The organism is Rhodoplanes roseus, from assembly GCF_003258865.1.
GTDB lineage: Bacteria > Pseudomonadota > Alphaproteobacteria > Rhizobiales > Xanthobacteraceae > Rhodoplanes > Rhodoplanes roseus.
Genome location: NZ_NPEX01000400.1, coordinates 1 through 4,111, shown reverse-complemented (window position 1 = coordinate 4,111; position 4,111 = coordinate 1). Strand labels below are relative to the sequence as shown.

Annotated in this window: 3 protein-coding genes and 1 pseudogene; 2 read left to right on the top strand and 2 right to left on the bottom strand. The window is 71.2% G+C overall.

Annotated features, from left to right (window positions below):
• Positions 1 to 342 precede the first annotated feature (342 nt).
• Positions 343 to 1,044 (top strand): TetR/AcrR family transcriptional regulator, encoded by a 702-nt coding sequence (locus tag CH341_RS28975; protein ID WP_210208663.1) that lies wholly within the window; start codon positions 343 to 345, stop codon positions 1,042 to 1,044.
• Here CH341_RS28975 and CH341_RS28970 read toward each other — a convergent pair whose 3' ends face one another.
• On the bottom strand, positions 1,045 to 2,565 hold the full coding sequence (locus tag CH341_RS28970) for a caspase family protein (RefSeq protein ID WP_111422707.1): 1,521 nt from the start codon (positions 2,563 to 2,565) through the stop codon (positions 1,045 to 1,047).
• Positions 2,562 to 3,494, bottom strand: a complete 933-nt coding sequence (locus CH341_RS28965) for a DUF4399 domain-containing protein (RefSeq protein ID WP_245431303.1) — start codon at positions 3,492 to 3,494, stop codon at positions 2,562 to 2,564. Before CH341_RS28965 ends, CH341_RS28970 begins: the two co-directional genes overlap by 4 nt.
• Positions 3,495 to 3,640: 146 nt before the next feature.
• Between CH341_RS28965 and CH341_RS36105 the strand changes: the two are divergent.
• Positions 3,641 to 4,111: pseudogene (locus tag CH341_RS36105) on the top strand (hypothetical protein); the annotation flags it as partial.

The window sequence follows — 4,111 nt, the reverse complement described above, 5'->3', positions numbered from 1 at the left end:
CCGGATCGCCCGCCTGCGCGGGCGATGACGAGCGATCGTGTCGCCGACCAATGTTTCTCGAAGCCTGTGGAGCGCGGGCCGGCGCGCGACCTCTCACGGGTGGACCGTCCGCCGGCTGATCCGTCGCACGGGCACGACGGAGGGTTTGTGCGGGGTGGACAGCGGCGGCGGGGCGCGACTAAGTTGCAGCGTCGACCAGCCGGGCTCGATTTCTGCGAAAGGTCATCGCGGCCGCATGTCTGATCAAACTCCGCGCGACCTCGAGACCGAGCCTGCCGCATGACCAAGTCTCCGACACGGGCGAGATCGTCCGCCCCGGTTCCCGCTGGCGCGGAAAAGCCGGTGGCCGTGAAGCCGGCGCGAAAACCCCGCGGCACGCCGGGCGCGAACGCGCCCGACCGGACCGCAACGCCCGAGGAGCCGACCCGCCGCGCCAAGATTCTGCGGGCCGCCGAGAAGCTGTTCGCCATGGAGGGCTTTCACGGCGCCTCGATGCGCGACATCGCGGAGGCGGCCGGCGTCGGCCTGTCGATCGTGGTCTATCACTTCGAGACCAAGCAGAACCTCTACCGCGCCGTGTTCGCCGAGCATCAGACGCTGTTCGAGGAACGCCTCGCCGAGCTGCACGCCATCACGGACGTCGCGACGCCGGACACGGTGGAGAAGATCGTCGCCGCCTTCGTGATGCCGGTGATGCGACAGCAGGCGCGGCCGGACGGCAAGTACTATTCGATGCTGACGGTGCGCGAGGCGTCCGATCCGCACGAGCGCTCGCGCGGCATCCTGCGCGACTATTACGACCCGATGGCGCGCGAGTTCATCGCCGCGCTGCAGCGGGCGCTGCCCGACAAGTCGCCCGAATATCTGCACTGGGCCTATCTGTTCGCGGTCGGCGCGCTGGTGATGAACTTCTTCGACGAGCGCATGTCGCGGCTCTCCAAGCACCGCTACAAGCCGGGCGACCTGCCGACCAAGGGCCGCTTCCTGGTGCAGTTCATCGCGGCCGGCATCCGGGCCGGGCCCGACGTCGCATCGGCGGACTGATCATTCGGCGATGCTTTCGCGCAGGCGCACGAGCTGCGGCCGCAGCGCCTCGCAGGTCAGCTCGCGCTCCAGCCGGGCAATGGCGTCGCGGCTCGGATCGGCCCGCAGTCGCACCAGCCGCTCCTGCTCGCGCCGGCACGCGTCGGCGGGCGCCTGCCTGGACGCGGCCTGAGGTTGCGCCGGCGCGGCCGGGACCGCCACGGGCGTTGCCGGCAACGCGGCCGGACGAGCGGCCTCGGAGGCGAGCGCCGGCGCCGCGGCGGCACCGCCCCCGCTTTCGCGCAGCCGCACCACCTGGGCCCGCAGCGGCTCGCAGCCGAGCTCGCGCTCCAGCCGCAGCACCTCGTCGGCGACCGGATCGGCGCGCAGCCGCGACAGCCGCTCGCGGTCGCGCCGGCAGGCGAGATCGGACGCCGCCGCGCCCGGGACGAGGCGGGGCGGTTGCATGACGGCGGCCGGAACAGTCGCCACCACGGGTGCAGCCACGACGGGCGCGGCCGGAACCGCCGGTGCGGTCGGAACCACCGGCGCGGCCGGCCCGCCCTTGGCGGCGCGCTCGGAGAGCTTGGCGATCTGGGCGCGGGCGAGCTCGGCGTAGAAGCCGGTGCCGTTCCGGGCCAGGAAGGTCTCGAAGGCCGCCACCGTTCCGACCCGCTCGGCCAGCTCGTAATCGCGCTGCAGGTCGCGCGGGCCGACCACCGGCGGCGCCTGGGGCGCCGGCACGAGCGACACCGTGGTGCCGCCGAGCGAGCCGTAGACGAACGGCTCCTGGGCGCTGCCGGTCGCCTGCAGCACCTCGTCGCGCACCCGGCCGAACGCGATCCTCACGTCGAGCCCCGGCTCGGTGAGATGATTGAGCAGCGCCGCCGTGAACGGGCTGTGCCGGCCGACGCCGTCGGCCGCGACCGAGCCGGCCTTCGCCGCATAGGCGACGAGCGTGTTGCCGGTCGACGGCTCGACCGAGCCGAGCCCGTTGGCCACGGCGCGCATCGAGACGGTGCGCTGCATCTTGCCGATGAACGGATTGTCACGGCACGCGTCGAGAATCACGAGCCGCAGCGTGCGCGCCTGCTCGATCGACCAGAGGATGCGGTCGAGCGGGACCGCCTCGTCCTCGACGTCGTAGTCACGCGCCAGCTTGGCGTCGGTCGGGATCAGATAGTTGGTGCCCTTCACCTCGACACCGTGGCCCGCGTAATAGACCACCGCGATGTCGGCGCCGGTCACCACGCTCATGAAGTCGCGCAGCGCCCGCTTGAAGTCGAGCACGCCGAGATCGCTGCGCGCCTGCACCACCTCGAAGCCGGCATTGGTGAACAGCGTCGCCATGGCGCGCGCGTCGTTCGCCGTGTTGGGCAGCGACGGCACGGTGCGATAGCCGGAGTTGCCGATAACCAGAGCGACGCGCCGGTCGGCCCGCGCCGCGTCGGCCGTCACGGCCGCGACGACCAGCAGGCCGAGCACGGCGAGCGCGAGGCGCCACACCACGCCGACCGGCACGATCGCCGCGCGCGGCGTCACCGGTATCTCCAGCGCGACGCCGACCGGGGCCGGCGGCCGGACTTGGTCACCGTCACGGTGATGGGCTTGGACAGCACGGGCGGATCGTGCGGCACGTGATCCTCGTCCGCCAGCAGGAGCTGCAGCGTGTGGCGGCCGAGCGGCAGCGTCACCTTCGCCTCGGTCTGGCCGGAGCCGAAATGCAGGTGCTGGAAGTCGTTGGGGATCGGCTGGTCGAGCGGCGGCAGCTCGGAATCCACGATCAGATGATGATGCCCGGTGTTCGCCTTGGCGACGCCGGCCGGCGCGACGCCCATGTTGATCAGGCCGAAGCGGATCACCGGCGTGCGCGACACATAGGCGCCGTCGGTCGGATAGACGAAGTAGACCTTGGCGTCCGGCGGCGAGGGATTTCGCTTCTTCGGGCCGGACGGCGCGGCCGCCGCCGGCGGCGCCGCCGCGACTGCGCCGGCTGTTTCGGAGACCGTCACGCGGATGCGCTGCGACATCACGGGCGGCGAGTGCGGAATGTGGTCCTTGTCGCCGAGCAGGAGCTGGAGCGTGTGCTGGCCGGGCGGCAGCGTCACCTCGGCCTCGGTCTGGCCGGCGCCGAAATGCAGATGCTGGAAGTCGTTGGGGATCGGCTGGTCGAGCGGCGGCAGCTCGGTGTCGATCAGCAGATGATGATGACCGGAGTTCTCACGATCGGATCCGGCCGGCGCCACGCCCATGGCGGTGAGGCCGAAATTCACCACGAATTTGGGCGGCACCACCGCACCGTCACGCAGCGCGACGAAATAGACCGCAGCCCCGGGCGGCGACGCCACCGGCCCGCCGCGCTGGCCCGCTGGCGCGCTCGTGTGCCCGGCATGATCGCTCTGGGCGAACGCCGGAGCGCTGCCGAGCGAAAGCGCCAGCAGGGCGAGCAAACTCGCCGACCGTGTGGTCACGACGCCAGCCTTGCCAGCCCACATGCCGTGTCTCCCCGTTGCGTCAGCCGAGACTTCGATCCGGATTGGTGGGACGGGCGCGCGGTTCGGTTCGAACGCGCCGCCGTTTCCGCAGGCCGCAGGGTACCGCCGAATCCCCTCGGGAGATGCAGCGAACGGCCGCACGCGCGAACGCACCGATCATCAGTGACACCACAACGGCACGAGGTCGGTATCTGGATGATCCATTGACGTCCGCGTTGCTTCTGCGACTATTTTTCACGATGCTGCGAAGTCTGCGCCATCGTCTCGAAGCGGGAAAGTCGATTATGGAGCGACGGCTGGCGTTTCTCCTGTTTGTGATCGCGGTCGCGGCCGCTGTCGCGGTCCTCGGCGTGCCGATCGGGCCGCCGCTCGCGGCTCAGGAGGCGCCGGGGCAGCGGCGTTTCGATCTTCAGACCCGGCCGCCCGGCCCGTCCGTGCCGGCCGCGCAGCAGACGCCGGCACGGGTTCCGGGCGAGACGTTTCGCGACTGCGCCGACTGCCCCGAGCTCGTCGTGATTCCGGACGGCGAGTTCGACATGGGCTCCACCGACAGCGAGTACGAGAAGCCGGTGCATCGCGTCGCCATCGCGCGG